Annotated in this window: 26 protein-coding genes; 12 read left to right on the top strand and 14 right to left on the bottom strand. The window is 72.0% G+C overall.

What is annotated here, in order from left to right; all coding sequences use genetic code 11:
• Positions 1-80: 80 nt before the first annotated feature.
• Positions 81-1,280 carry a UDP-galactopyranose mutase gene (gene glf / locus ACWGLC_RS10255; RefSeq protein ID WP_295650709.1) on the bottom strand — a complete coding sequence of 400 codons (1,200 nt, stop codon included), beginning with the start codon at positions 1,278-1,280 and terminating at the stop codon, positions 81-83.
• 538 nt (positions 1,281-1,818) lie between these two features.
• Between glf and ACWGLC_RS10250 the strand changes: the two genes are divergently transcribed.
• Positions 1,819-3,837 (top strand): N-acetylmuramoyl-L-alanine amidase, encoded by a 2,019-nt coding sequence (locus tag ACWGLC_RS10250; protein ID WP_452099809.1) that lies wholly within the window; start codon positions 1,819-1,821, stop codon positions 3,835-3,837.
• A 302-nt stretch (positions 3,838-4,139) separates the two neighbouring features.
• Here the strand turns inward: ACWGLC_RS10250 and ACWGLC_RS10245 are convergent, their stop codons facing one another.
• Together ACWGLC_RS10245 and ACWGLC_RS10240 are read right to left on the bottom strand one after the other, a co-directional pair.
• The gene (locus ACWGLC_RS10245) at positions 4,140-5,030 is read right to left on the bottom strand and encodes an HAD family hydrolase (RefSeq protein ID WP_452099808.1); all 891 of its coding nucleotides are present in this window, start codon (positions 5,028-5,030) and stop codon (positions 4,140-4,142) included.
• A complete protein-coding gene (locus tag ACWGLC_RS10240) occupies positions 5,027-5,893 on the bottom strand; it encodes a lysophospholipid acyltransferase family protein (protein ID WP_452099807.1) in 867 nt (288 codons plus the stop codon). Before ACWGLC_RS10240 ends, ACWGLC_RS10245 begins: the two co-directional genes overlap by 4 nt.
• Before the next feature lie 67 nt (positions 5,894-5,960).
• Between ACWGLC_RS10240 and ACWGLC_RS10235 the strand changes: the two genes are divergently transcribed.
• Positions 5,961-6,476, top strand: a complete 516-nt coding sequence (locus tag ACWGLC_RS10235) for a PaaI family thioesterase (protein WP_452099806.1) — start codon at positions 5,961-5,963, stop codon at positions 6,474-6,476.
• A gap of 151 nt (positions 6,477-6,627) precedes the next feature.
• Here the strand turns inward: ACWGLC_RS10235 and serS are convergent, their stop codons facing one another.
• A complete protein-coding gene (gene serS / locus ACWGLC_RS10230; RefSeq protein WP_452099805.1) occupies positions 6,628-7,890 on the bottom strand; it encodes a serine--tRNA ligase in 1,263 nt (420 codons plus the stop codon).
• A gap of 88 nt (positions 7,891-7,978) precedes the next feature.
• Complete coding sequence (locus ACWGLC_RS10225) at positions 7,979-8,326, bottom strand: ankyrin repeat domain-containing protein (RefSeq protein WP_230931205.1); 348 nt, start codon at positions 8,324-8,326, stop codon at positions 7,979-7,981.
• A 142-nt stretch (positions 8,327-8,468) separates the two neighbouring features.
• On the opposite strand from ACWGLC_RS10225, the gene ACWGLC_RS10220 reads away from it, so the two are divergent.
• Complete coding sequence (locus ACWGLC_RS10220) at positions 8,469-9,587, top strand: septum formation family protein (RefSeq protein ID WP_452099804.1); 1,119 nt, start codon at positions 8,469-8,471, stop codon at positions 9,585-9,587.
• A gap of 22 nt (positions 9,588-9,609) precedes the next feature.
• Complete coding sequence (locus ACWGLC_RS10215; RefSeq protein WP_295650728.1) at positions 9,610-9,960, top strand: metallopeptidase family protein; 351 nt, start codon at positions 9,610-9,612, stop codon at positions 9,958-9,960.
• A 39-nt stretch (positions 9,961-9,999) separates the two neighbouring features.
• On the opposite strand, the gene ACWGLC_RS10210 is transcribed toward ACWGLC_RS10215, so the two are convergent.
• The 3 genes from ACWGLC_RS10210 to ACWGLC_RS10200 are packed head-to-tail and all read right to left on the bottom strand — an operon-like array spanning position 10,000 to position 12,175.
• A complete protein-coding gene (locus ACWGLC_RS10210) occupies positions 10,000-10,632 on the bottom strand; it encodes a histidine phosphatase family protein (RefSeq protein ID WP_230931146.1) in 633 nt (210 codons plus the stop codon).
• On the bottom strand, positions 10,629-11,561 hold the full coding sequence (pheA, locus tag ACWGLC_RS10205; protein WP_452099803.1) for a prephenate dehydratase: 933 nt from the start codon (positions 11,559-11,561) through the stop codon (positions 10,629-10,631). Before pheA ends, ACWGLC_RS10210 begins: the two co-directional genes overlap by 4 nt.
• Before the next feature lie 20 nt (positions 11,562-11,581).
• Positions 11,582-12,175: a hypothetical protein gene (locus ACWGLC_RS10200; RefSeq protein WP_452099802.1), complete on the bottom strand. Its 594-nt coding sequence runs from the start codon at positions 12,173-12,175 to the stop codon at positions 11,582-11,584.
• A gap of 82 nt (positions 12,176-12,257) precedes the next feature.
• On the opposite strand from ACWGLC_RS10200, the gene ACWGLC_RS10195 reads away from it, so the two are divergent.
• From ACWGLC_RS10195 to ACWGLC_RS10185, 3 genes are all read left to right on the top strand, one after another.
• On the top strand, positions 12,258-12,950 hold the full coding sequence (locus ACWGLC_RS10195) for an APA family fibronectin-binding glycoprotein (protein ID WP_452099801.1): 693 nt from the start codon (positions 12,258-12,260) through the stop codon (positions 12,948-12,950).
• 82 nt (positions 12,951-13,032) lie between these two features.
• Positions 13,033-13,833: a CPBP family intramembrane glutamic endopeptidase gene (locus tag ACWGLC_RS10190; protein ID WP_452099827.1), complete on the top strand. Its 801-nt coding sequence runs from the start codon at positions 13,033-13,035 to the stop codon at positions 13,831-13,833.
• A 108-nt stretch (positions 13,834-13,941) separates the two neighbouring features.
• Positions 13,942-15,507, top strand: a complete 1,566-nt coding sequence (locus ACWGLC_RS10185; RefSeq protein ID WP_452099800.1) for an LCP family glycopolymer transferase — start codon at positions 13,942-13,944, stop codon at positions 15,505-15,507.
• Between the two features lie 39 nt (positions 15,508-15,546).
• Here ACWGLC_RS10185 and ACWGLC_RS10180 read toward each other — a convergent pair whose 3' ends face one another.
• The 4 genes from ACWGLC_RS10180 to ACWGLC_RS10165 all read right to left on the bottom strand — a co-directional run bounded on the left by ACWGLC_RS10180 (position 15,547) and on the right by ACWGLC_RS10165 (position 19,365).
• Positions 15,547-16,578, bottom strand: a complete 1,032-nt coding sequence (locus ACWGLC_RS10180; RefSeq protein ID WP_452099799.1) for a hypothetical protein — start codon at positions 16,576-16,578, stop codon at positions 15,547-15,549.
• Positions 16,579-16,739: 161 nt separating this feature from the next.
• Entirely contained in the window at positions 16,740-17,648 is a 909-nt protein-coding gene (locus ACWGLC_RS10175; RefSeq protein ID WP_452099798.1) for a DUF5926 family protein, read from the bottom strand.
• The gene (locus tag ACWGLC_RS10170) at positions 17,641-18,516 is read right to left on the bottom strand and encodes a glycerophosphodiester phosphodiesterase family protein (protein WP_452099797.1); all 876 of its coding nucleotides are present in this window, start codon (positions 18,514-18,516) and stop codon (positions 17,641-17,643) included. The genes ACWGLC_RS10175 and ACWGLC_RS10170 overlap by 8 nt, the downstream gene beginning before the upstream one ends.
• Positions 18,517-18,519: 3 nt before the next feature.
• Complete coding sequence (locus tag ACWGLC_RS10165; protein WP_452099796.1) at positions 18,520-19,365, bottom strand: DUF4328 domain-containing protein; 846 nt, start codon at positions 19,363-19,365, stop codon at positions 18,520-18,522.
• Between the two features lie 77 nt (positions 19,366-19,442).
• Between ACWGLC_RS10165 and ACWGLC_RS10160 the strand changes: the two genes are divergently transcribed.
• Both ACWGLC_RS10160 and ACWGLC_RS10155 read left to right on the top strand, forming a co-directional pair.
• On the top strand, positions 19,443-19,829 hold the full coding sequence (locus ACWGLC_RS10160) for a DUF488 domain-containing protein (RefSeq protein WP_452099795.1): 387 nt from the start codon (positions 19,443-19,445) through the stop codon (positions 19,827-19,829).
• A 204-nt stretch (positions 19,830-20,033) separates the two neighbouring features.
• Entirely contained in the window at positions 20,034-20,237 is a 204-nt protein-coding gene (locus ACWGLC_RS10155) for a cold-shock protein (RefSeq protein WP_230930860.1), read from the top strand.
• Between the two features lie 112 nt (positions 20,238-20,349).
• Here the strand turns inward: ACWGLC_RS10155 and msrA are convergent, their stop codons facing one another.
• Complete coding sequence (msrA, locus tag ACWGLC_RS10150) at positions 20,350-21,027, bottom strand: peptide-methionine (S)-S-oxide reductase MsrA (protein ID WP_452099794.1); 678 nt, start codon at positions 21,025-21,027, stop codon at positions 20,350-20,352.
• 102 nt (positions 21,028-21,129) lie between these two features.
• Here msrA and ACWGLC_RS10145 point away from each other — a divergent pair, with 102 nt between their 5' ends.
• Positions 21,130-21,303, top strand: coding sequence for a hypothetical protein (locus tag ACWGLC_RS10145; RefSeq protein ID WP_230930861.1), 174 nt, complete (start codon positions 21,130-21,132; stop codon positions 21,301-21,303).
• Between the two features lie 25 nt (positions 21,304-21,328).
• On the opposite strand, the gene ACWGLC_RS10140 is transcribed toward ACWGLC_RS10145, so the two are convergent.
• A complete protein-coding gene (locus ACWGLC_RS10140) occupies positions 21,329-21,769 on the bottom strand; it encodes an NUDIX hydrolase (RefSeq protein ID WP_452099793.1) in 441 nt (146 codons plus the stop codon).
• A 205-nt stretch (positions 21,770-21,974) separates the two neighbouring features.
• Here ACWGLC_RS10140 and ACWGLC_RS10135 point away from each other — a divergent pair, with 205 nt between their 5' ends.
• Positions 21,975-22,577, top strand: a complete 603-nt coding sequence (locus ACWGLC_RS10135; RefSeq protein WP_452099792.1) for a superoxide dismutase — start codon at positions 21,975-21,977, stop codon at positions 22,575-22,577.
• 243 nt (positions 22,578-22,820) lie between these two features.
• Complete coding sequence (locus tag ACWGLC_RS10130) at positions 22,821-24,914, top strand: neutral/alkaline non-lysosomal ceramidase N-terminal domain-containing protein (protein ID WP_452099791.1); 2,094 nt, start codon at positions 22,821-22,823, stop codon at positions 24,912-24,914.
• Positions 24,915-24,918: the final 4 nt, after the last annotated feature.

Genomic DNA, 24,918 nt, shown 5'->3' with positions numbered 1-24,918 from the left:
CTCGACGCCGGCGGGGCTGGGCGGCGACGGGGCTGCGCGGCCCGCTCAGCGGCGCATTGCGTCAGGTCGCGGGCACCGCGTCAGTCCGCGAGCGGCGCCCCGTCGCGCAGGTGCGGCGCGAGAGTGTTCTCGAACATGGTCAGCGCGGAGGCGATGGCCATGTGCATGTCGAGGTACTGGTAGGTGCCCAGGCGGCCACCGAAGAGCACCTTGTTGGCGGCGGTCTCGGCCTTGGCCCGGTCGCGGTAGGCGGCCAGCCGCTCGCGGTCGGTGGACTCGTTGATCGGGTAGTACGGCTCGTCGTCGCGCTCGGCGAAGCGGCTGAACTCGCGCATGATCACGGTCTTGTCCGTGGGGTAGTTCTTGCGCTCCGGGTGGAAGTGGCGGAACTCGTGGATGCGGGTGAACTCGACCTCGGCGTCGTTGTAGTTCATCACCGGGGTGCCCTGGAAGTCGCCGGTGGGCAGGACCTCCATCTCGAAGTCCAGGGTGCGCCAGCCGAGTTCGCCGTCGGCGTAGTCGAAGTAGCGGTCGAGCGGGCCGGTGTAGACGACGGGCGCGTCCGGGCTCGCGGCGCGCACGGCCTCGCGGACATCGAACCAGTCGGTGTCGAGCACCACGTCGATCTTCTCGTCCGCCGCCATGTTCTCGAGCCACGCGGTGTATCCGTCGACCGGCAGTCCCTCGTAGGTGTCCGAGAAGTAGCGGTTGTCGAAGTTGTAGCGTACGGGCAGCCGGGTGATGTTGCCGGCGGGCAGGTTCTTGGGGTCGGTCTGCCACTGCTTGGCGGTGTAGCCCTTGATGAACGCCTCGTACAGCGGGCGCCCGATCAGCGAGATGGCCTTCTCCTCGAAGTTCGCGGCCTCGTCGGAGGAGAACTCGGCGGCCTGCTCGGCGATGAGCTCGCGCGCCTCGTCCGGCGAGTAGTAGCGGCCGAAGAACTGGTTGATCAGGCCCAGGCCCATGGGGAACTGGTAGGCGGTACCGGAGTACATGCAGAACACCCGATGCTGGTACCCGGTGAAGTCGGTGAACTTGTTGACGTACTCCCACACGCGCTCGTTGGAGGTGTGGAACAGGTGGGCGCCGTACTTGTGGATCTCGATCCCGGTCTCGGGCTCCGCCTCCGAGTAGGCGTTGCCGCCGATGTGGTGGCGCCGGTCGAGCACGAGGACGCGCTTACCGAGCTCGGTGGCCGCCCGCTCGGCGACCGTCAGACCGTAGAAACCCGACCCCACCACGATGAGGTCGTAGGTGCCCCACTGCCGCTCGTCCGCCATCGTCGACTTCCCCTTCGCTGAAGACTTCTGTGCCGCGGCGGTTCTCCGCAGCCGTGTCAGTAGGCCGCGCGCCGATCGGCGCGGGTCCTTCGTTCCCAGGGTATCCGTCGGGTCGGGGGGTGGTTAATGGCGCGCCGGTAGTGGGCGACCAGAGCGGGGTCGGGCAGAGGGGCGGAGCAGGGTCGACGACAACGACGACGACACCGTCGGCGACCGCGGGAACGCCCACATCGGACGAGTTCGCCCATCCCGCGGCGCGCCGGGGGCATCTGATCTGCCGATGACCGCCGACCGCCGGTATCCGCTCACGGCGCTGGTCGGACGTCGTCGTCGTCGTACGCCGGTTCGAAACTACACGCCTGTCATCCCAAAATTCACTTCCGTACCACTTGGTTTCACGCGTTTCTTAGCTAACATTGACCCCGTTCGTCACATCTGCCCCACTGACCGCGGCCCGCCCGCGGCCGGCGGGGTGGGGTGGGAGAAGTGGTCAGCGGCTCCACGCCGCGGGCCGCAGACACCTGATCTGGAGAAGCCCTTGAGCACACGACGCCGCCCTATGCATTTCAGCGGTCGACGCCGGACCCTCGCCGTTGCGGTGGCGGTCGCGGCGTCCGTCGTCACCCCCCTCGCCGTGTACGGGCCTGACCAGTTGGTCGAGTCCTCCGACGACATCACCACCACCGCCGGCACCGGTCTGCCCACCGGCGAGGTCCAGGTTCCGCTCGCCGAGGCGCCCGCCGCGGCCGGCGTGAACCGGGACATCGCCGGCGGTCAGTCCCCCGTCAAGGAGGTCACCTCCGAGACGCCGTTCTCGATGATGGGCGTCACCTGGAAGGGAACCCACCCCGAGGCCGTCGCCAACGTGCGTGCCCAAAACCCGGACGGCTCGTGGGGCCCCTGGTTCGAGGCCGAGTCGGTCGACGCCGAGGGCGACAGCACGACAGGCACCGGCGGCACCGAGCCCGTCTACCTCGGCCTGGACACCACGGCCGTGCAGATCGCGCTCAGCGGCGTCGACCTGTCCGACAGCTCCCTGGCGGATGCGCCGGACGCGGATGCCGAGGCGCCCGCCGGCTCCGACGACGACGCCAAGGCTGATGCCGACACCGCCGAGACGCCGGCCGACGAGGACATCGCGGCCCGCACCGACACGCCGGCCGCCGAGACCGCCCCGGAGCGCGCGAGCACGCCGGCCACGCCCGCGTTCGACGCGGCGCCGCCGGTGCCGACCCGCTTCGCGGACATCAAGCCGGTCGCCGAGAGCAGCGAGCTCGACGCGAGCACCGTGCAGGCCGTGCTGCTCTCCCCCGACTCCACCCCGACCCCGGACCCCGACGCGTTCGCCGACGTCTCGGCCACCGGCGGGACCGGCACCGACGGCGATATCGCCGCGAAGCAGCCCTCGATCATCACCCGTTCGGGCTGGGGCGCCAACGAGTCCCAGCGCTGCCGCAACGCGACGTACGACGACTCGCTCGCCGCAGCAACCGTCCACCACACGGCCGGCAGCAACAACTACTCCCGCGAAGAATCCGCAGGAGTCATGCGCGGCATCTACACCTACCACGCCCAGAGCCTGGGCTGGTGCGACGTCGGCTACAACGTGCTGGTCGACAAGTACGGGCAGGCCTTCGAGGGCCGCCACGGCGGCCTGAGCCGCAACGTCCAGGGCGCCCACGCCGGTGGCTTCAACGGCAACACGTGGGGCATCTCGATGATGGGCGACTACTCGACCCTCACCCCGCCCGACGTCACCATCCGTAAGGTGGGCGAGATCCTCGGCTGGCGACTCTCGGTGGCCGGTATCGACCCCAAGGGCTCCGACACCCACTACTCCGAGGGCACCTCGTACACCAAGTACGGCTACGGCACCTCCGTGCGACTGCCGAACATCTTCGCCCACCGCGACGTCGGCCTCACCACCTGTCCCGGCGACGCCGGCTACGCGAAGATGGGCCAGATCCGTGACATCGCGGCTTCCTACGCCAAGGGTGGCGGCGGCGGGGGCGGAGCCGCCCCGTCCAACCCCGACTCCGGCTCGCCCACCGGCGGAGGCGGAGGCTCGCAGGCGCCCGGCATCAACAAGGCTGACATCCAGGAGGCCGTGACCTCCGCGCTTCGGACCGTCCTGAACGGCGGCCGGATCGACGTGCCCGCCCTGACCCGCGCCCTCACCGGCGGCATGACCCTGGCGGACATCCCGTTCGACACGGGCTCGGTCGGCGATCTGGTCGGCGGCGACTTCGCGGCGCTCGCCGCGCAGTTCGGCGGGCCGCTGGGCAAGGTGCTGTCCGGGATCCAGAAGTTCGGCGACGTCTCGCTGGTCAAGCACGAGAACGGTGCGCTGTACTCCTCCCCCGGGACCGGAACCCATCCGGTGTGGGGCGTGATCGGTGACGCGTGGGCCGCCCAGGGCTTCGAGCACGGGCCGCTCGGCCTGCCGGTGTCCAGCGAGGCGGAGCGCGAGGACGGGACCGTCGCCCAGCGCTTCACCGGCGGCACCCTGGTCTACGACCCGGCCACCAAGGAGATCTCGGTCGAGCCGAACCCGTAGGACCTCTCAGACTCGCGGACCGGCTCCCACCAGGTGTGCCCGCCTCCCCACCACGGGGCGGCGGGCACACCGGGGAAGTGGTGGGGACCGGTCCGTGCTCTATTTCGTCGACCCGCTCGGCTGCCGGCCACACCTCCCTGGCATCCGCGCCAGCGCCTGCCGGCATCCGATCCCGCGCCCGCGGGCATCCGTTCCCGCGCCTGAACTCCCGCCCCTCGAAGTGAACTCCCGCTCGCGCGCCGGCAGGAGCGGCAGTTCATCGAGGCGCGCGGCTGTGCGCCGGGTACGCAGGAGCGGGTGACTCAGACCCACCAGCGGCGCAGCACGTGCGCCAGACCGGCGTCATCGTTGCTCAGCGTCACCTCGTCCGCGACCGCGTGGACCGACGCGATCGCGTTGCCCATGGCTACCCCGTGATCTGCCCACCGCAGCATCTCCACGTCGTTGGGCATGTCGCCGAACGCCACGGTCACCGGGACGATCCGCTCGGTGACGCCGCCGCCGGACCCTCCCCCGCCGGCCCGCGTGAGCGCGGACGCCGAACGCGCCGAGGCCGGGATCGCCACCTCGCCTGAGGTGAGCGCGGTGAGACCGCTGGCCTTGGTGACCCCGCGGGGGGCGAACTCGATGAGCCCGTCGGTCGTCGAGAAGGTCATGTCCGCGAGGTGCTCGACGGCCCCCTCCAGTGCGCCGGCCATGTCGGCGCTTGGCATTCCCGGAACCCGGGCGAGGAGCTTGAGCACCGGCTCGGACAGAACCTCGTCATGCCCCACCTCGAGGTGCTCGAGGCTGATCCACGCGTGCTCGTAGTCGGGACTCGCGACGAAGTCCGCGTCGGCCGCGTCGCGCCCGAGCCGCTCGGCCGCGATGCCGCTTCCCGGCAGGCGCTCCCGGAGGATCCCGTCGAGCTCGACGAGAGCGTCCGGCTGCAGGAGCGTGGTGGCCAGGAACTCGCCGCTGTCGGTGTCCATGATCACCGCGCCGTTCGCGCAGACCGCCAACGGCGCCACCGGGAGCTGGTCGACGATCTGGGACATCCATCGCGGCGGCCGGCCCGTGGCCAGGACGAACGACGCGCCGTCGGCCACGATATCCTCGACGACCGCCCGGTTGGCGGCCGGAACGAGATGGTCACTGCCGATGAGGGTGCCGTCGACATCCGAGGCGACGAGCAGAGGTCTGGAGGAGGTCACGGAACGTTCGGACCACCCGTCACGGGGTCGCCGTCGTCGGTCTCCCGGGGTTCACCGGATCGCGGGGCCGCACCGCCCGCCGGCGACCCACCGCCCTGCGCGGCGTCCTTCTCCGCATGGCGCCGCAGTCGCTCGGCATGCTCGGCCTCGTCCTGCACCGACGCCTCCTCGAGTGTCGGCGCCGATCCCCCGAGGCGCGCCGGGACCCAGCTCGCCCCCGCCGGGTAGGGGCCGTACCGCTCGGCGTACTCGTCCTGCAGCCGCTCGAGGGTGGCCTGCATCTGCGCGCGGACCTGCGCGGTGCACTCGGCGGCGGGCTCGTAGGCCTCGATCGGCTCGCTGACCTCCATCATGACGGGCACCCGGGGCCGCAGCAGCTTCTTGGGCAGGCCCTTGGTCCACACGCGCTGTGAGCCCCAGATGGTCACCGCGAGGATCGGCACGCCGGCCTCGAGTGCCATTCGCACCGCGCCGGACTTGAAGTCCTTGATCTCGAAACTGCGGCTGATGGTGGCCTCGGGGAACACGCCCACCAGCTCGCCGGCGCGCAGCCGCCTGACCGCCTCGTCGAACGAGTGCTTGCCGGCCGCCCGGTCGACGGGGATGTGCCGCAGCTCGCGCATGATCGGACCCGCGACCGAATGGTCGAACACCTCGGCCTTGGCCATGTAGCGGATGAACCGCTTGTGCTCACGCGCCGGGATGCCGGCGTAGACGAAGTCGAAGTACCCGGTGTGGTTGATCACCACCACCGCGCCGCCCTTTTCGGGGAAGTGATGCTCCCCGCGCATGGTGATGTCCAGACCCTGGACCTTGAACATCGTGCGGGCGAACCCGATGATCCCCGTATAGAGCAGCTCCACGCCCCACAGCGTAGCGGCCCACGCCGCGCTCGGCCCGCCGTGTCCGTGGCCGTGTAGGTTCGGCGGCGTGGACCACGCCCCCTTCGACTCGGTCGATCCCGAGTCGCATAGCCGCCGATACTCCTGGGCCGCCACGCCCGCCGACCCGTCGGAGCGCGTGCACGCCGGCCTGGCGGCGCTCGAGGAGATCATCCGCGGCGAGCGCCACCTCTCCCCCGGCGCACACACCCTCGGGGTACGCCTCACCGCCGCCGCGGAGGGCTCGGTGACCATGACCGCCACGCCCGCCGAGTGGGCGCTCAACAACGGCGGCACCGTCCACGGCGGGATCGTCTCGGGCTGGGTCGACTCCGCGCTCGGCTATGCCACGGCCACCGTCGTCGAGCCGGGCGTCGGCTACAACACCCTCGACCTCACCGTCCGCTACATCCGTGCCCTGCGCCTCGAGCGCACGCCCGCGACGATCAGCGCCGAGGTCGAGCACGTGGGCCGGTCGACGTGCGTGGTGCAGGCCAAGGTCACCGACACCGACGGCCGCACGTGCGCCAGCGCGAGCGGCGTGATGATGCTGTTCCGCCCCTGACCGGGGTCCGCGCGGACCCCGGCCTCGGCCCCGGCCCCGGGCAGAGACGCTCCCCGGGGATGAACCCCCGCTCCCGCCGGTGCGCACGCGGGAGCGCACCCGGGGAGCGGATCCGGTCCGGACGAGCAGGCGCCGGAGCGGATGCCGGGTGTCAGCGGAGGGGCTCGAGTACGTCCTTGCCGACGAACGGGCGCAGCGCCTCGGGGACCACGACCGAGCCGTCGGCCTGCTGGTGGTTCTCGAGGATCGCCACGAGCCAGCGCGTGGTCGCGAGCGTCCCGTTGAGGGTGGCCGCGGTCTGCGGCTTACCGGTGGAGTCGCGGTAGCGCACCCCGAGGCGGCGGGCCTGGAAGGTGGTGCAGTTCGAGGTGGACGTGAGCTCGCGGTAGGCGTCCTGCGTGGGGACCCAGGCCTCGCAATCGAACTTGCGCGCGGCCGAGGAGCCCAGGTCGCCGCCGGCGATGTCGATCACCCGGAACGGCAGGCCCATGGCCTGCAGCATCTCCTTCTCGAAACCCAGCAGGCGCTGGTGCTCGGCGTGGGCGTCCTCCGGCTTGCACCAGGAGAACATCTCGACCTTGTCGAACTGGTGGACACGGATGATGCCGCGGGTGTCCTTGCCGTGGCTGCCGGCCTCGCGACGGAAGCAGGAGGACCAACCGCAGTAGCGCTTGGGGCCCTCCGACAGGTCGAGGATCTCGCCCTGGTGGTAGCCGGCCAGCGCGACCTCTGAGGTGCCGACCAGGTACAGGTCGTCGGCCTCGAGCTTGTAGACCTCGTCGGCGTGGGCGCCCAGGAAGCCGGTGCCCTGCATGATCTCCGGGCGCACGAGCACCGGCGGGATCATCAGGGTGAACCCGTTGGCGGTGGCCTTCTGCGCGGCGAGCTGCAGCATGCCCAGCTGCAGGAGCGCGCCGTAGCCGGTGAGGAAGTAGAAGCGGGCGCCGGAGACCTTGGCGCCGCGCTCCATGTCGAGCAGACCCAGCCTCTCGCCCAGCTCGAGGTGGTCCCTGGGCTCGAAGTCGAAGGTCGGGATCTCGCCGATCCGCTCGATCTCCACGAAATCGTCCTCGCCGCCGGCGGGCGTGCCCTCCTCGACGACGTTGGACAGCAGCCGCTGGATCCGGTCGACCTCGGCGGCGGCGGCCTTCTCCGACTCCTCCGCGTCCTTGACGGCCTGCTTCAGCGCGCCGGCGGCCTCCAGCAGCGCCGGGCGCTCCTCGGGCGAGGCCTGGCCGACCTTCTTGCCGTGGGCCTTCTGCTCACCACGCGCGGTGTCGGCGGCCGCGATGGACGTCCGGCGGGACTCGTCGGCGGACAGCAGCTGGTCGACCAGCGTCGGGTCCTCGCCACGGGTCCGCTGGGAGTCGCGGACGAGGTCGGGGTTCTCGCGGAGCAGCTTGAGATCGATCACGGGCCCCAGCCTAGCGGCCCCGTCCCACCCGACGATCCGGGCTCCACCTCACATTCCACCCCGCGCGGAGCGACTCGAGACCGGTGGCTCAGACGCCGAAGAGCTCGAGGAAGGCGTCCTTCTCGAACATGCGCGCCGTGTCGATGGCGGTGGGGACGCCACCGTTCGGGTCGGCGCCGGCCTCGAAGAGGATGCGGACGACCTCGCCGTAGCCCTTGAACACGGCGCCGGCCAACGGGGTCTGACCGCGATCATTGGCCCGGTCCACCTCCGCGCCGCGCTCGACGAGCGCCCGGACGGTCTCCGGGTGCCCGTTGTAGGCCGCCAGCATGAGAAGCGCGTCACCACGCTCGTTGGTCAGATCCGGGGTCACGCCCGCGTCGACGTAGGCGGCGAGCCGCTCGGTCTCACCGTCTCTGGCCAGCTGGAACAGCATCTGGGCGAACTCGAGGACCTCCGGGTCCACGCCTTCGCGCGGCGAACGCGCACCGCTGTCGGTCCCGTCCTGCTGCTCGTGGTCGTGTCCGCTCATGTCCGGGATCCTATCGCCACGGCGGGATTACGGCATCATAGGAGCGATGACCCCCACCTCCCGATCCTCTGATCAAGGTCGGTCCCTGCTCCGTTCGCGGGGCGCGGTCATGGCCTCACTCGTCGCGATCCTCTCCGGCGCGGCGGTCACGGGCGCGCTCATGGTCTCGGCCATCAACGACCCGAGCTCCGACCGCGCCGGTCGAATCGCCGCCGTGGTGCCGCAGGTCGACCCGCGCACGCTGTCCGGCCCCGCCTATGCGGGTGCCACGGCGGGCACCTGTCTGACCTGGTCCGTGGACGCCGCCGACCAGGTGTCATCGTTCGACACGGTCGACTGCGCGCAGCCGCACCGGTTCGAGGTCGCGGCCCGCATCGACCTTTCCGAGGTCCCCGGGTTCGGCGACGACCAGCCGCTGCCGGACTCCGCCGACCTGGCCCCCGTCGGGACGGACCGCTGCCTGCCCCTCGTCACCGAGTACGCGGGCGGCCGCGAGGTCGATCCGGAGGGCCGCTTCACCGGTCTGGTCGTCCCGCCGTCGCAGGAGGGGTGGGACAAGGGCGATCACAGCGTGCTGTGCGGCGTCGCCGCGTCCGAGCTCGACGGGCGTTCGGCGCTGTCGACCGGACTGTTCGCCGAGGCGGATCAGCACCGCCGGTGGGAGCCCGGCACGTGCCTGGGGTTCACCGCCGAGGGGCTGCCCGGCGCGCCGATCCCCTGTGCAGAGGACCATTCGATCGAGATCGTGTACGACCTCGACGTCTCCGGGATCTTCCCGGAGGGCCCCACCCCGCCGGAGCCGTCGGTGCAGTCCGAACTCACCGCGCAGGCATGCCTGGACGCCGGCATCGCCTACTTCGGGGACGGCGAGGCGCTTCGCCGCAGCACCCTCATCTCGACGCTGGTCAACCCGATCTCCGAGGTGTCCTGGCTCACCGGTAGCCGCACGGTCAACTGCGGGCTGATGAGGTCGGCGGATCCGGGGCCGTTCGCGGTACTGCGGGGCTCGGCGACGCAGGGCGTGCTGGTCGACGGCCAGACGCCGGTCGCGCCCACCACCACGATCATCCCGCCGCCGGGCCAGCAGCCGGGCGGTGAGGCCGGGGCGACGACAGGCGGCGACCAGAGCACGATCTCGGTGCCCGTCCCCGGCGGAAACCCGTGACGCCAGACGCGGACGGGGCCTCGTGAGCATCAGGGTCGACGAAGCCCGCTTCGAGCACCTGGTCGACGACGCGCTGGACTCGGTGCCGGACGCGTTGTTCCGGGCCATGGACAACGTCGTGGTGCTCATCGCCGACCGCAACCCTGACGAGCCGGGCCTGCTGGGCCTCTACGAGGGCGTGGCGCTGACCGAGCGCGACACCACCTATTCGGGATTCCTGCCGGACACCATCACGATCTACCGGGACGCGCTGTGCGACTTCTGCTCGACCGAGGAGCAACTGGTCCACGAGGTCGCGGTGACGGTGATCCACGAGATCGCCCACCACTTCGGCATCGGCGAGGAGACCCTGCACGAGCTCGGCTGGGGCTGAGCGCGGCCGCGCTCACCGGCCCGGAGGCCCCGTCCCGGGTCAGAACGCGGGCCGCCCCAGGTGGTCGCCCCACCGCTCGCACGACCAGCCGCCACCGTCCGGGGCGAGCTCGATGACCCCGCAGTTGGCGATGTGGTTGTCCAGGGCCCACTGCGAGGGCGCGGCGCCGGCGAACACGGCCATCATCCGCATGACCGCACCGTGCACCACCAGGACCACGTCGATCCCGTTGTCGAGGTACGACTCGCGCAGTTCGGCGACCAGCGGCATCGTCCGGTCCTGCACGTCGAGGGCGCTCTCCCCGTCGGGCAGGCTCGCGGTCAGGTCGCCTGCCTCGAGCCAGTCGCGCATGAGCCGGTTGTAGGCGAGCATCGCCTCGACACCGGTCTGCATCTCGTAGCGACCGGCCTGCACCTCGTAGACGCCGGGCACGGCCTGCGTCGGCAGGCCCATCTCGGTGGCGACGAGCCCGGCGGTCTCGCGGGCCCGGGCCGCCTCGGAACTCATCACGACGGTCGGGGAGATCCCGGAGCCGGCCAGCTCCTGCCCCACCAGCGCCGCCTGCTCGCGACCGAGCTCGGTCAGCGGCGCCCCCGGCAGCGCGGTGTCGAGCGCCCCGGCGACGTTGGACGGTGTCTGCCCGTGACGGACGAGGTGCAGGCGGGCGCTCATCCGACGCCCTCGCCGCGGCGGAGCCCCTCGAGCCAGGCCGTCTCGTCGGCGCGGTCCGGCGGCGGCGAACCGGCCTCCGCGAGATCGGCGACGGGCCACGAGCCCAGGTAACGCAGGCTCTCGGTCCGGTGCCGCAGGGCGACGAGCGCCTCGGCGACCATCGGGTCGTCGATGTGGCCCACGAGGTCCACGTGGAACAGGTAGGTGAACCGCTCGACGCGTGTGGGCCGCGAGCCGATGCGGGTGAGATCGATGTCGCGGATCGACAACTCGGTCAGCGCCTGCACCAGCGAGTTTGGCTGATGGGGCAGTCCGAAGATCACGCAGGTCCGGTCGTGGCCGGTGCGCGGGGTGGGCGGCGCGGGCCGGCCGACCAGGACGAACCGGGTGCGGGCCCCGCCGACGTCGGCGATGTTCTCCGCGAGCGGGACGAGCCCGTTGATCTCCCCGGCGCGGGCGGGCGCGGCAGTCGCGTCGGCACTCCCGGCGGCGACCTCCTCGGCGCCGGCAGCGGTGGAGGAGGTGGTCTCGATACGCGCTTTCGGCAGGTTCTCCCCGACCCAGCGTCGGACCTGCGCGGCGGCCACGGGGTGGGTGCGCAGGACCGCCACGTCCTCCGCGGTGGTGCCGGGGCGGACGAGGATGGAGAAGACCACGTCGATCTGGGTCTCCGCGAAGATCTGGAGCCGGCCCCCCACCGCGAGGGCGTCGCTGGTGGGGTTGACGGTGCCGTCGACCGAGTTCTCGAACGGGACGCACGCGTAGTCGGCGTCGCCGGCGCGGACCAGGTCCAGCGCCTCGTCCGGGGTGCCGGCCGGTACGGCCCGGGCGTCGGCGAGGAGGGCCGCTATCCGGGCGTCGGCGCGGAATCGGTGCAGGGCGGCATCGGTGAACGTGCCGGGGGGGCCGAGGTAGGCGACGGTGACCACGACGACAAGCCTAGCCAGCGTCAGTCGTCGTCCACCGGGCTGAGGGCGGACTCGATGGTCGCGAGCTGATCATGCGGCACGAGCACGCACGTCACGACATCCCGGATCGCCTCCCGTGCCGATCGGGACAGGCCCACGATCCGGGCCGGGTCAGGCTCGGCGATCGCGGCCCGGATGTCTGCTCCGGTCATCGCGGCGACCGCGCCGGACAGCAGCGCCCACACCTGCGAGGCGTCGGCGCAGCGGGGCACGAGGCCCGAGCCGAACCCCACGCCGGCGTGGGAGGCCACCGCCAGCAGGTCCGCGAGGTGCGCGGCACTCTGGGCCTGATCCGGGCCGGGGGTCGGTGCGGCCGGGTCGGCGGGCGCCGCCGTGCCGGCGATCGCGGCAAGCCCCGGAGCCACGTCGACGACGGCCGGGGTCCCCCCTGCCAACACCTCCATGACCTCGTCGAGGGCCGGCTGCCCGGTCACCGGATCCGGCGCCACCACCACCGGCGCCGTGACCGACCACCTGCCCAGCACCTCCACGATCGAGGCCTCGTCCACCACGAGATCGTCCAGCAGGTCGGGCCGGGAGGGACCACGGCCGAGCAGTTCAAGCGACACCGTCATGGACTTAAGGTCTACACCGTGCGCCCCCGCCGCGTCCGCACAGCCCGACCTGGTGCCCCTGGCGTTGCTACGCTCTCCAGCGATGGGTTCCGACGACTCCACCGGCCCGGAATTCGCGGCCGACTACACCCCGGCCCCGGATGACGCCCCGGACGCCTCGCACCTCACCCCGGAGGAGAATCGGGGACCCCGCACGATCCACGTCGCGTTGGGGCTGCTCGCCCTGCTCATCGTGGTCGCGGTGGCCACGGCCCCCGAGTCGGTGCTGCCCCGTGACTCGACCCTGCACGGCGACTATCACCTCGACCAGGCATCGGGACTGGAGATCGTGGTCCCGGTGGGGTGGCGGGCCCGTGCCGACGCCGAGTTCGGCTCACTCGAACTCGTGCCGGTCGGGTCGGGACGGGCCCCGGACACCCGCATCCTCGCCGGCGCCCTCGAGCCGGGTATCGCCGCCGCGGCGATCGCCGACAACGAAGGCGCCGCCACCGCTCTCGCCGAGACCATCCAGCAGTACGTCCTGGGCGTCACCGGCGTCCGGGACGACCGGCGCACCGCCACCGTGGAGAACGAGGCGGGATCCGGGGCTTCCGTGTCATACGTGGTGGTACCCGACGACCCGGCCAGGCTCGACGCCGGAGGGCTGGTCTACACCGCGGTGTTCGGCGTTCCCGAACAGCGGTGGTGGGTGGCGTACGTGACCACCGAGCAGCAGTCCTCCCCGGGCGCCCGCTGGATGGGGCGCATCGTCGAGCACGTGCGACTCCAGGACTGAGCGGGGCGCCGTCGTGAACGTGCAAGTCAGCACCAGCGAAGCCTCGGATCCCGCGCCCCGGCCCGGTGGGCTGCGACGGGCCCTGTCCCCCCGCGAGGCGTTCGCCCGGTACTCGGCGCGATTCGACCCCGTCAGCGACCGGCGTGTCCGGCGGCTACTGATCGCCGAGGTCGTCGTCGTCCTCCTCGTCACCTTCGGACTGTCCGGCCTCTATGCCGTGCTCGACCTCGTCTCCGCGATGCTCGCGCCCACCGACCTGGCGGACCAGACCGCGGCGCTCAACGTCTCCCGTTCCACACAATCCTGGCTCGACCTCGCCTACCAGGCGCTCGGGGTGCTGCGGTTGACCGCGTGGGCCCTGCTGCCGCTGGTGCTGCTGGCGCACACCGGGGTCGGTGCGCGGGCCGTGGGGCTCGTCCGCGACCGACCCTGGCGGCAGGTGGGGTGGGGGCTCGCGCTGACGGCGGTGATCGGGATCCCGGGCCTGGCGCTGTACCTGGGCGCGGTCGCGGCCGGTGTCAACCTGCAGGTCTCCGCGTCGGGGCTGACGGAGACGTGGTGGCGGCCGATCGTGCTGGTGCTCGCCGCGGCCGGCAACGGGGCGGCCGAGGAGATCCTCGTGGTGGGCTACCTGCTCGTGCGGTTGCGCCAGATCGGGGTGCCGCCCGCGGTCGCACTGATCGGTACCGCGGTGTTGCGCGGCTCGTACCACCTGTACCAGGGCTTCGGCGGCGGGGTCGGCAACCTGGCGATGGGGATCGTGTTCGCGCTGTGGTGGATGCGCACGCGCCGACTGTGGCCGCTGATCCTGGCGCACACGCTGCTCGATGTGTTCGCTTTCCTGGGATACGCGCTGATCGCGCCGCATGTGGCGTGGCTCTGACCCGTTCCTGGGCGACCGGCGCCGGGAGGGGATTTCTTCTGTGATGCTCGACTCGGCGGCGCGGCGCGGGACGCCGGGGGTGTACCCGGGCAAGTAGAGTCCGATCCCATGACCGACGACCCCAGGCGCCGGCACCTCACCCCTGAGGAGGCCGCTGAACTCCGGCGTCGCGCGCGCGAGCGCCGCGGGCACGCCGATCCGGGTGGTTCACGGGGCGCCGCGCCGCGGCAGGATCCCCGTGCCGCCGGTCCGCGTGGTCCCCGGTCCGCCGCACCCCGTGAGCCCCGCGATCCGCGTGGGGCGGCGCCGCGCGATCCGCGTGGGGCGGCGCCGTGCGATCCCCGTGCGGGCGCTCCCCGCGAGCCCCGCGACCCCCGGTCCGCGGCTCCGCGTGACCCCCGGGCCGCCGCGCCGCAGGATCCCCGCACCCGGTCCCTGCGCGGGGACGCCGCCCGCGACCCGAACCGCGCCGGCTACCAGCCCCGCCAGAACCCGGAGCCGCTCCCGCCGGAGGAACGCGCGCGCTACGCCGCGCAGCAGCGCCGGGACCCCCGCGCCGATCCGCGCCGGTCAGACCGCCGTGCCGAGGGGCGCGATCCGTACCGCCAGCCGGTCGATCCCCGTGGTCGCCGTCGCGGCGGCCGTGACCCGCGCACCGGCGCCCCCATGGCGACGACGACGAGGCGCCGGCAGCGTCCCGCCCGGACGCCCCGTAAGCGACGCATCGGCCCGCTGGGAATCGTCGGGCTGGTGCTCGCCGTGGTGCTCACCCTCGGGGTGGTCACGGTGCTGTGGGCGGATTCGAAGCTGCAGCGGATCGACGCCCTCGGCGACTACCCCGGCCGCGGCGGCAAGACGCCCGGCACCGTCACGCTCCTCGTGGGCACCGACTCCCGGGAAGGACTGACCCCGGAGCAGCAGGCGCAGCTGTCCACCGGCTCGGAGTCCGACGCCGGCGGCAAGCGCACCGACACGATGATGTTGGTCTACACCCCGCGCGACGGCGATCGGACGATGCTCATCTCGCTCCCGCGCGACATGCTCGTCGACATCCCCGGCTACGGGGAGAACAAGCTCAACGCCGCCTACACGTTCGGCGGTCCGCCGCTGCTCGCCCAGACCCTCGAGCAGCAGACCGGGGTGCGCATCGACCACTACGCCGAGATCGGGTTCGGCGGATTCGCCGACATCGTCGACGCCGTCGGCGGGGTGGAGATCTGCCTCGAGGAACCCATCAACGACCCGTTCGCCGGACTCGATCTGGCCGCGGGGTGCCAGATCCTGGCCGGGCCGCAGGCGCTCGGGTTCGTGCGCACCCGGTACGGGTTCGCCGAGCAGGACCTGCAGCGTGTGCGGAACCAGCGTCAGTTCCTCGGATCGCTGATGCGGACCGTCATGACACCCGGCAATGTACTCAACCCCTTCACCGCCCTGCCGCTGCTCGACGCCGGCGCGGAGGCCGTCACCGTGGACACCGGCGACCACATCTGGAACCTCGCCTCGGTCATGCGCAAGCTCAGCGCCGACCCGCTGACCGTGACGGTCCCCCACGACGGCATGGCCTCGGGTTCGGTCGGCTCCTACCTGGTGTGGGGACCCACGACCACGGGCTTCTTCGACGCTGTGGCCGCCGGCCGCACGCCCGGCCCGGAGTACCTCGAGACCGGTCCCTGACTCCCCGGCCCGGCCGGGTCGATCGCGCCGTCGCGCCGATCAGCCTGCCGGGGTGATCGAGACGATGCCCCATGTGCCGCCGGGGGTCTCGGCCACGCGGACGCGCTGCCGGATGAGGACCGGGTCCGCCTCCGGCGGGAACTCCGTGAGGTCCACCTCCAGGAGCGTGGGCGCGAGTTCCCGCAGCTCCATGCAGTGGGTGGTCCCCTCCGCGAGGCGGTCGATCCCCTCGGTGCGCAGCTGCTCCTCGGTCATCCGGCTCGTCGGGGCGACCGCCTCGAACGCCTTCGCGGCGGACCGCTCGACGTAATAGGCGTGGTCGAACGCCAGCACCGCGCCCGTCGGGCTGTCCAACGAGCCGGGGCCCGAGCCCACCACGCGCCCGTCCTCGACCAGTTCCGCGCACCCCGGGTTCGCCCCGGCCACCGCCGCCCCCGCCGCGCCGCCCGTGGCCCCGCGTGTCACCATGTAGCCGAGCACCGCGGAACCGCCGAGGATCGCGACCCCGGCGGCGGCGAGCAGGGCGATCCGGACCGGCCGACGGTCCAGCACCGCGGTCGCGGGGACAGGCGCCGGCGCGGAGGCGGAGGGCACATCGGCGGGCGGCGGGGCGGGAACCTTCACGTCCTCCGCGCTGCGGGTGGCCGGCGCGGGGGCCGGTCGCGGGGCGCCTGCCGCGGCCCGACCGGAGGTCGGCACGGGGGCACGCAACGGCAGCGTCGACAGGTCGTCGACCACCCGCTCCCCCGCGCCCTCGCCGGCCGCGGCGCCCCGACGATCCGCCGACGGTCCGTCGTGCGCCGGCGCGCCCCGGGCCGGCTGGCCGTCACCGGTAGCGGCCCGCGCCTGCGCACCGATCGTGATCCGGTTCGGCGGCGACTGCTCCTCCCGCTCCCCCGCGCCGGCTCGCTCGGCATCGGCCTGCGCGGGCCCCGCGGCCGACCGGGCCGAGGGCTTCGGGGGCGCGACCGAGGAGTCGGCGGCCGGGCCGGTACGAAGCCACGGCGGAACGGTCACTTCCGGGAGGACGGGGGCGGTGTCGTCGTCGTCCGAACCTGGTCGACCAGCCACGTCCTCGCCCTCCCCGCCCGACTCGTCCCACGTCCGGTGACGCGGTGATCCGTGAGGATCCTAAGCGGCGACGCGCCCCGCCGGGGACCGCATATACGAGAGGGCCGCGCCGACGCGGTGGTCGACGCGGCCCGGGGCCGACCCGTGGGGCCGGCGGGATGTCAGCGGAGAGTGACCTGACGAGCCCGGAGGCCGTCGCGCGAGGAGCGCTCCTCGGATGTCAGCGGGGCCTGGTTCGCCAGCGCCTCGCCCAGACGCGCGTCGAGAGCCTTCAGCCCGTCGGCCCACTCCTGGTGGTGCATCTCCGGATCCAGGTCGAACACCGGGACCAGCAGGCCGTGGGTGCGGAACGAGCCCGCGAAGCGCGAGCCCTCCCCCAGGTCGAGGGCGCCGGCGGAGTGCACGCGGGCGAGGGCCTCGAACAGCGCCTCCTCGTCCTCCGGGCGGACCCAGCGGATGTGGGCCTTCTCGCCGGCGTCGACCCACCACGCCGCCTCGATACCCTCGGCCGACACGCGCGCCGACGGCATCATGACCTCGTTGGCGTTGCGGATCGCCTGCTCGATCTCCGGGCGCACCTCGACGCCCTCGGCGACCCACCAGGAGAAGTCGTTGTGGACCTCGATCTCCAGCGGGGCGTCGGCGACCACGACGTCGCCCAGGGCCGGGGTGGAGCCGTCCGGATGCGCGGCGCTCAGGGTCTCGCCATGGCCCGCGCGCGTGGCCCACTCCACGGCGTACGCGAGGTCCGCGGCGACGTCGGGGCCGTGGACCTGCACCTGCAGTCCGACGAACGCCTCGCCGCCCAGCTCCTCGTCGCGGACCAGGCCCGCGATGGCGCCGGGCAGGACCGTCGCGATGGTGACATCGCGGCCATCTGCGACCGTGGTCAGGCGCCCGGTGGCCGACGGCACGAACTCGCGCATGGCGACCATGTCGCACTCGCCGGCGAAGCCGACGAACGGACGCGGATCGACGCTCAGTTCCTCCCGCTCGGCCGCGCGTGCGGCGATCTTGGCCTGGCGGTTGCCGCCGGACTTGGGCTCGTTATGGCGATTCCTTCTACCCACGGCCACCACGATACGGTGCGCCACCGCTTCCCGCGCTCCCGGACCTCGGAGTTCTCCGTCCGGCCCGCCCGGGCCCGTCCAGCACGGCGAGCGCCCGCGACGGGACGTTGGTGCCGACCCACTCCACGCCGAGATCCCGGCACAGCAGCAGGTCGGCCGGGTCGTCGACGGTCCAGCAGTAGGTACCCATCCCACGCGAGCGCCAGTAGTCGACCAACCACGGCCGCGCCCGGATCGCCGCGATGCTCGGCCCCATCAGCTGCGCCCCGAACCCCTCGGCGGGCCACGACTTGAGCACGTTGCGCCGCTCGCGCAGCTGCACCGTCGGCACCGCGGGCGCGAGCTGCCGGAACCGTCGCACCGCCATCACGGAGAAGCTCATCATCACGGCCCGCGAGTCGGCGAAGGAGGCTGGCCGGTCCAGGCCGAAGTACGCGAGCTCGTCGCGCAGCGCGACCTCGACCCTCCCGCCTGAGGGCACCGGGTGCTTTGTCTCGAGGAACAGCTTGACGTGCGGGTACGCCTCGGCCAGTACGAGGAAGCTGCGGAGCGTCAACACGGGCTCGGGCGAGGAGTGGACGGGGTGCCACGACCCCACGTCGAGACCGGAGAGCTGTTCGAGGGTGCTGGAGTGCACCCACAGGTCGCGGTCACCGACGCGGGTGGTCCGCGGATCGTGCAGCAGCACGGGAACGCCGTCGGCGGTGAGTCGGACGTCCACCTCGAGCGCCTCGGCGCCCTGTTCGAGCGCCTGCTGGTAGGCGATGAGGGTGAGTTCGGGGAACTCGGCGGAGGCGCCACGGTGGGCGACGACCCCGCTGCGCGTGGGCACCGGGGACGGCAGGTGGGTGGCCTCGTGGACCGTCACGTCTCACTCCTTCCGGGATGCGGACTCCGACCCCACGATCCCCTCCGCGATGAACCGGCGAGTGAACCGAGGGGAAGGGTCGTTGAAACTCCGCATGACACCCCGTGTCTCGCGGAACGCCCAGGCGGCGGTGAGTGCCGCGACCATGGTGAGCAGGACGGTGTCGGCGGCGGCCTGGGGCCCGTCGCCGGTGCTCCTCCAGTAGGCCACCGCGACGGCCCCGACGTTGACCGCCCAGGCTGCCCACCAGCGGCGCAGTGCGGATCGGGACGGGGCGCGCGGGGACGCCCGGCGCAGTTCCTCCAGGTAGACGGGGAGGCGGAAGAAGTTGACGACGACGACGAGGCTGCCCGCCCACAAGCCGACCCGCGACCGGGGGTCCGTGCCGGGCTCGTACGCCCGTCGGCGTGCCTCGACGAGCCAGGCCGTGGCCGTGACGGCCGCGCTGACGGCGATCGCGATCGCGACGGTGCCGGTCACCCAGACCAGGGCGGTGGTGACCGCCTCGATCCACCAGGGCGCCACCCGGTCGGCGTACCAGGCCAGGGCGAGGTAGCGCAGGCCGTGGGCTACGGCGGTGGCGACGAACCAGGCGATGGCCGCGCCCGCGATGCCGGGGGCCGCGTCGGCCAACCGGGTCCGCCTCGGGGCGGCCGGCGGCTCGAGCTGCCTGGGGACCGCGACCAGCGGGAGTCCCCAGCGCGGGGTGGCCGGGTAGCGGGGCGTCCGCTGCCGCCACGCCGGCCCGGCGCGGTGCCGGGGGACCGGCGGGCGGGCCACCTGCGTCGGGGGGCGCCACGGCGGGTGCGCGACCCAGCGCCACTGCCCCTGCCGTCGCGGTGTGGTCATGCGCCCCATGCTGGCACAGCGCGGGCCGGCACCGTCGACGCTGGCCCCGAGGCGGGTCGGAGGCGCAGGATGGACGCATGGCCGTGACGTGCATCCGAGTCCACGACCTCGTCTCGGGCGAGGCCGATCCCGGCGGCGCGAGCGTGGTGCTCGTGGACCGCCTGTGGCCGCGGGGCGTGCGCAAGGACGCCTTCGCCCACGACGAGTGGTGCAAGGACGCCGCCCCGAGTCCGGAGCTGCGCAAGGAGTTCCACGGCGGGGACCTCGATTTCGAGGAGTTCTCCGAGCGCTACCGGGCCGAGCTCGACAGCGCCGAGGGCGCGGAGGCCGTCGACCATCTGGCCGGGCTGGCCGCTGATCCCGGGGTCGTGCTGGCATACGCCGCGAAAGACACCGAGCACAACCACGCTCTGGTCCTCGCCGAGGTGGTGCGGGCGGCCGCCCGCGGAGGCCGACACCATTAGTTCATGTACGCGTCATCACGAAGACGTGACGTAACGCCTCTTGGTATGTAGTGTCATTGCCAGTAGTTGAAACAGTACGTTGTATTTCTGTAGACCACCGTCCTCTCGGGGATGATGCGGCACCGCAGGGAAACACAGCTCGCTCTCTGCTGCATCACCTGGTGTCCCGACAAGCGGGGCACCGACTCTCGAAAGGACGCCACTATGGCTACCGGTACCGTGAAGTGGTTCAACGCTGACAAGGGCTTCGGCTTCATCGCCCCCGACGACGGCTCGGCCGACGTCTTCGCCCACTTCTCCGCCATCCAGGGCTCGGGCTACCGCTCGCTCGAGGAGAACCAGCAGGTCTCCTTCGACGTCGCGCAGGGCGCCAAGGGCCTGCAGGCGGAGAACATCACCGTCATCTGATCCGAGCATCCGGCCCCGTGACCTCACGGTGAGCTGAACTCGCAGGATCCGACAGAAGGGCCCCGCCCGGGAATTCTCCCGGCGGGGCCCTTCTGCATCCCTCCGGCCGCGATCAGGCCGGGCAGGCGACCCCGCTGCGCACGTGACAGTCGTAACCGCCGGGGTTCTTGACCAGGTACTGCTGGTGGTAGTCCTCGGCGAAGAAGTACCGCCCCGACCTGACCTCGTCCAGCATGCCGAGCTCGGTGGTCACCGACCCGAAGCCGGCATCGGCGAGCTTCTCGCCGTAGGCGTCGGCGATCCGGCGGGCCGCCTCGAGCTGTGCCGGGGTGGAGGTCAGGACCGCCGAGCGGTACTGCGTGCCCATGTCGTTGCCCTGACGCATCCCCTGGGTGGGGTCGTGCCATTCGAAGAACGTCGCCAGCAGCTTCTCGACCGGAAGCACCTGCGGGTCGAACACCACCCGGACGACCTCCGTGTGGCCGGTGCCGCCGGTGCAGACCTCCTGATACGAGGGGTTGGGAGTCCAGCCGCCGGCGTATCCCACCGAGGTGGTCCATACGCCGTCGAGTTCCCAGAGCACCTTCTCCGCACCCCAGAAGCAGCCCAGCCCGAGCACGATCGATTCGTGCCCGTCCGGGAACGGCGGGGTCATGGGATTGCCGGTGACGATGTTCGCCGACGCGACCGGGACCGGCTCCTGCCGGCCCGGCAACGCCGATTCGGCGTCGATGACCTCGGTCGCCGTACGCATCGCGGAAAGTCGGATCGCATCCTGTAGCCAGCCCATGCCGCCAGGGTAACCCTGTTCCGCGATCGTGACCCGGATGAGATGTGACGAGTGCCATAGTTCGCGTTAGGCTGACGCAAGTACGAGCGAGGGGGTCTCGACGTGTCAGGTTCCAAACCCGTCGCGCAGCAACTGCGCGACATCCTCGACGGCGAACAGAATCAGCCGTTCGAGGGTTCGGGGTGCAGCGACCACGTCCGGCGCCGCAACCTGCGGATGACCGTGACGGCCGCCCTCGTCCTCCTGGTCCTCCTCGTCGCGCTCCTCGCCGTCTGACCGCGGCCGGCAGCCACCACGGCGGCTACGTGAGGTGGTCGCGGGCCACGCGGACCAGCAGCGGAGCCCACGGCGCACAGTCCGACTCGTCGCGCGCGGCGATCTCCGCCATCTGCCCGGTCGTCACCCACCGCGCCTCGGCGATCTCGGCCCGGGGTCGCTGATGTCCGTCGACCCCTGCCGCGAAGACCTCCGACACCAGCCGGAAGCCGGGTTCGTTGGCGGTGGCCGTGGTGAACCGGCCGAGCGGCGTGAGCTGCCCGGGTGACAGCCTCACCCCCAGCTCCTCGTCGAGCTCGCGGATCGCGCACTCGAGCGGCGATTCGTCGCGCTCCCACTTCCCGCCGGGGAGCATGAAGCGATCGGTGCCCGCTTTGCGCACCGTCACCACCGCGCCGTCGGGTCGGGTCAGCACCACCGCTGACACGGAGATGACACGGCCGGCTGGCCTATCCGAGTGATCCACGCCCCCGATCATGGCAGTTCACCCCACGTCTCCGGGCCCACACACCGACGGACCGGGGCGCCGCGCGGCGGAGGGAGCCGGAAGCCGCGGGGACGGGGCCGACGCGACGGCTGCCGGATCACTATGGTGGGAAGCGGACGTCGTGACGGGCGACACGGGCGAGACCCGAGCGCAGCGCGTCACCCAATTGAAAGGACACTCCACTATGGCCGAGTACGTTCTTCCCGATCTCGACTACGACTACGGCGCTCTCGAGCCCCACATCTCGGGCGAGATCATGGAGCTCCACCACTCCAAGCACCACGCCACCTACGTCAAGGGCGCCAACGACGCCCTCGAGCAGCTCGCCGAGGCCCGCGAGGACGGCACCATCGCCGCCAAGGCCCCGCTGCTGAGCAAGAACCTGGCCTTCCACCTGGGCGGCCACACCAACCACTCGGTGTTCTGGAAGAACATGTCGCCGAACGGCGGCGGCCAGCCCGAGGGTGAGCTCGCCGCTGCGATCGACGCCGAGTTCGGCTCGTTCGACAAGTTCCAGACCCACTTCAACGCCGTGGCCACCACGCTGCAGGGTTCGGGCTGGTCCGTCCTGGGCTGGGACCACATCGGGCAGCGGCTGGTCATCCAGCAGCTCACCGACCAGCAGGGCAACATCTCCATCAACATCACCCCGCTGCTCATGCTGGACATGTGGGAGCACGCCTTCTACCTCCAGTACAAGAACGTCAAGCCGGACTACGTCAAGGCCTGGTGGAACGTCATCAACTGGGAGGACGTCGCCCAGCGCTACGCCGCTGCCAAGGGCTGACACCGCTCGTCCGACCCGGGCGGCGACGCCCCGCGCACGATCGAGCACCCCGGAGGCCGGGGTAGGACACGCTCCTACCCCGGCCTCCGGCCGTGTGGAAGGCAAGTCCGGGTGTGCCGCGGGCCGGCCGGCCCGCAGAGAGAACCGCCGGACGAGCGTCCGATTGGGTACCGTCGCCCTGAACGACGTGACCTCGATCACCGGACCCGGGTCACCTGACGCCCACACACCCGGGGAGCCCCGATGACCGCCGACCAGACCCACGGCAGCCCGAGCACCGCCGACCCGAAACCCGCACGCCCGGCCACGGTCAGCCGCCGCACGGTACTCGGCGGGGCAGCAGCGCTCGGCGGGGTCGCGGCCCTGCAATCCGTTCTGCCACCCCTGGCGACCGCTCAGCCCACCGCCATGTACGTCGGCCGCGGTATCGGCGACATGACCGGAGAGCCGCTGGGTGCCGGATTCAACGGGTACGCGGACACCGAGCAGATCTCGGTCGGCCTGCACCTGCGGCAGCGCGCGCGGGCATTCATCTTCGCGGACTCGTCGTCGTCACCCCGGTTCCTCCACGTCACGGCGGAGATCGGGCTCGTCTTCCAGTCCATCCAACAGGAGGTCCTGCGCCGCCTGGCGGCCGAGTTCGGCAGCACCTACCACGAGGGCAACGTGGTCATCACCGCCACGCACACCCACGTCGCACCCGGCGGCACCTCCGGCCACCCGATGGTCGACCTGTCGATGTTGGGCTTCCGCCCGGTCACCTTCGAGGCCAACTGCGCCGGCATCGTCGACGCGGTCCGCATGGCGCACCACGACCTCGCCCCCTCGACCGTCGGGGTGACCACCGGCGCCCTGCGCGACGCCGGCGTCAACCGCTCGCGTGGCTCGTTCGACCGCGACACCCCCGAGGAGCGGGCGCACTTCCCCGAGGGCATCGACCCGCGCTCCCAGTCTCTCCAGATCACCCGCGGCGGCCGGCTCGTCGGCGTGCTCAACTGGTTCGCCACCCACGCCACCTCCATGACCTCGCACTCGCTGCTCGCGTCCTCCGACAACAAGGGCTACGCCGCCTGGCACTGGGAGCGGGAGGTCGCCGGGCAGGACTACCTCGCCGGCGGCACCCCCGGCTTGATCACCGCGTTCGCCCAGACCAACCCCGGCGACATCAGCCCCAACCTCGACCTCGAGCCCGGGCAGGGGCCGACCGCCGACGAGTGGCTCAACACCCGTATCAACGGCGAGCGGCAGTACGCCGCGGCGCGGGACCAGATCGGCCGCGGCGTGCGCGGACTCGGCGGCGGCATCGACGTGCGGCACACGTGGGTCGACATGTCGGCGGTGGAGGTGCGACCCGAGTTCACCGGTGACGGCCGCACCCATCGGACCGCCGTCGCGGCGCTGGGCGCATCGTTCGCCTCCGGCAGCCAGGAGGACGGCGGCGGTGGCGACGAACTGCCCTTCGCCGAGGGTGATCGCGGCGGCAACCCCGCGACCAAGTCCATCACCGACGTGGTGATCCCGGCCTGGCTCCGCGAGGCGCACGCCCCCAAGGACGTCCTGCTCCCCATGGGGCTGGTCCCGAACGCCATCCAGCGCGTCTTCCCGTTCCACCTGGTGCGGCTCGGCGGGCACCACCTGTTCGCCCTCGGGTTCGAGCCGACCATCGTGGCCGGACTGCGGCTGCGGAGGACACTCGCCGCGGAACTGGGCGTGCCCGAGGATCACGTCACCGTGCAGGGCTACTCCAACGCCTACGGTCACTACGTCACCACTCCCGAGGAGTACGCCGCACAGAACTACGAGGGCGGCGCGACCATCTTCGGCCCGTGGACTCTCCCGGCGATCCAGCAGGTCGCCGCCGACCTGGCCCGCTCCATGCGCGCGGGCACGCCGCTCGACCCCGGCTCCCCGGAGCGTGACCTCACCGGCCGGGTCCCCACCTCGCCGCTCGGCAACCCGCTCGTGGACACCCCGGCCCCGCTGCGGAACTTCGGCGACGTGCTCGACCCGCCGCAGACCGAGTACCGGATCGGCCAGCGGGTGACGGTCCGGTTCAGCGGCACCCACCCCAATTCCGACCTGCGCCGCGGCGACACCTACCTCGCTGTCGAGCGCAACGACGGCGGCCGCTGGGTGCGGGCCCACGACGACGGCGACTGGTCCACGATGATCGTGTTCGAGGGCCTGCTCACCGTCACGAACGCCCTGATCACCTGGGATATCCCGAACGGCACCCCGAGCGGCGAGTACCGGATCGTCTACACCGCCTCCGGCCGGGGAATCGACGGCCGACTCTTCCCCGTGCGGGGGCAGAGCCAGGCCTTCCACGTCCGCTGACGGC

This window comes from Dietzia sp. NPDC055877, from assembly GCF_053615975.1.
Note: the sequence above shows the minus strand (reverse complement) of the source record. Positions and strands in the feature narration are given on the sequence as shown.

Excerpts from the sequence above, each read along its gene's own strand:
- msrA (WP_452099794.1), bottom strand. The coding sequence starts at position 21,027 with ATGGGCTGGCTACAGGATGCGATCCGACTTTCCGCGATGCGTACGGCG.
- ACWGLC_RS10185 (WP_452099800.1), top strand. The coding sequence starts at position 13,942 with ATGACCGACGACCCCAGGCGCCGGCACCTCACCCCTGAGGAGGCCGCT.
- ACWGLC_RS10195 (WP_452099801.1), top strand. The coding sequence starts at position 12,258 with ATGGGTTCCGACGACTCCACCGGCCCGGAATTCGCGGCCGACTACACC.
- ACWGLC_RS10155 (WP_230930860.1), top strand. The coding sequence starts at position 20,034 with ATGGCTACCGGTACCGTGAAGTGGTTCAACGCTGACAAGGGCTTCGGC.
- ACWGLC_RS10220 (WP_452099804.1), top strand. The coding sequence starts at position 8,469 with ATGACCCCCACCTCCCGATCCTCTGATCAAGGTCGGTCCCTGCTCCGT.
- glf (WP_295650709.1), bottom strand. The coding sequence starts at position 1,280 with ATGGCGGACGAGCGGCAGTGGGGCACCTACGACCTCATCGTGGTGGGG.
- ACWGLC_RS10210 (WP_230931146.1), bottom strand. The coding sequence starts at position 10,632 with ATGAGCGCCCGCCTGCACCTCGTCCGTCACGGGCAGACACCGTCCAAC.
- ACWGLC_RS10130 (WP_452099791.1), top strand. The coding sequence starts at position 22,821 with ATGACCGCCGACCAGACCCACGGCAGCCCGAGCACCGCCGACCCGAAA.
- ACWGLC_RS10225 (WP_230931205.1), bottom strand. The coding sequence starts at position 8,326 with ATGCTGTTCCAGCTGGCCAGAGACGGTGAGACCGAGCGGCTCGCCGCC.
- ACWGLC_RS10200 (WP_452099802.1), bottom strand. The coding sequence starts at position 12,175 with ATGACGGTGTCGCTTGAACTGCTCGGCCGTGGTCCCTCCCGGCCCGAC.
- ACWGLC_RS10135 (WP_452099792.1), top strand. The coding sequence starts at position 21,975 with ATGGCCGAGTACGTTCTTCCCGATCTCGACTACGACTACGGCGCTCTC.
- ACWGLC_RS10160 (WP_452099795.1), top strand. The coding sequence starts at position 19,443 with ATGGCCGTGACGTGCATCCGAGTCCACGACCTCGTCTCGGGCGAGGCC.
- ACWGLC_RS10165 (WP_452099796.1), bottom strand. The coding sequence starts at position 19,365 with ATGACCACACCGCGACGGCAGGGGCAGTGGCGCTGGGTCGCGCACCCG.